At 76.8% G+C, this 568-nt stretch carries 1 protein-coding gene; it reads right to left on the bottom strand.

What is annotated here, in order from left to right; all coding sequences use genetic code 11:
- Positions 1-568: SDR family NAD(P)-dependent oxidoreductase (locus tag P3X83_RS43230; RefSeq protein WP_277311266.1), on the bottom strand; the 568-nt coding region annotated here is incomplete at both ends.

Below are 568 nucleotides of genomic sequence, written 5' to 3' on the forward strand. Positions count from 1 at the left end.
AGGCGTTCGCGGCGGCGTAGGCGGCCTGGCCGCCGCTGCCCCACACCCCCGCGATCGAGGAGAACAGCACGAAGGCGTCCAGGTCACGGTCACCGAGCAGGTCGTGCAGGTTCGCGGCGCCGGTGGCCTTGGCCCCGATCAGCTCGCCGAAGCGGGCGGGGTCGGTCTCGGTCAGCGGGGTCGAGCCGTCCACGCCGGCGGCGTGCACAACGGCGGTCACCGGGTGCTCGGCCAGCAGCGCGGCCAGCGCGTCGCGGTCGGCCACGTCGCAGGCCACGACGACCGCCTGGGCGCCCAGGTCGGCCAGCTCGGCCACCAGTTCGGCGGCTCCCGGGGCGTCCGGGCCACGGCGGCTGGTCAGCACCAGCCGGTCGGCTCCCCTGGCCGCGAGCCAGCGGGCGACGTGCCCGCCCAGGCCGCCGGTGCCACCGGTGATCAGGACCGTGCCGGAGGGGGTCCACTCCTGGGTGGGGTCGGGAGCGGCGGGGGCGAGGCGCCTGCCGTACACGCCGGAGGCGCGCACCGCGACCTGGTCCTCACCCGAACCACCGGTTAGCACCCAGCCAAG

It is taken from the genome of Spongiactinospora sp. TRM90649, assembly GCF_029382225.1.
Lineage (GTDB): Bacteria > Actinomycetota > Actinomycetes > Streptosporangiales > Streptosporangiaceae > Spongiactinospora.